Source organism: Sedimentibacter sp. B4 (assembly GCF_000309315.1).
Classification (GTDB): Bacteria; Bacillota; Clostridia; order Tissierellales; family Sedimentibacteraceae; genus Sedimentibacter; species Sedimentibacter saalensis.
In genome coordinates, this window is sequence record NZ_CANG01000661.1 from 1 (window position 1) to 288 (window position 288).

1 pseudogene is annotated in these 288 nt (G+C 66.3%); it reads right to left on the reverse strand.

The annotated features are described in order from the left end of the window. A pseudogene (locus BN358_RS26770) lies at nt 1-288 on the reverse strand (hypothetical protein); the annotation flags it as partial.

Below are 288 nucleotides of genomic sequence, written 5' to 3' on the forward strand. Positions count from 1 at the left end.
GACGTCCGCGGGATCGTGGGCAGGCAGGCACGCGCTCCGCCCACGCCGCACTTGCTGTTCAGCGGGGAGGTGATCGGCACGCCCGTCCACCACGACGTCTGCTTCATCGCGCCGTCCCAGGACAGCGAGATGTGCACGTGGTTCTTGTGGTTGGCCGTGTAGGACCCCCGGTTGGCCATCTTCCGCCAGCCGAGTCCCGGGTAGTAGAGCGACCAGATGTGCTGGTTCCAGATGATGTACATCACGCCGAGCCGGTAGCCACCTCGCCGTTGTTCGCGGTCAGCCAGG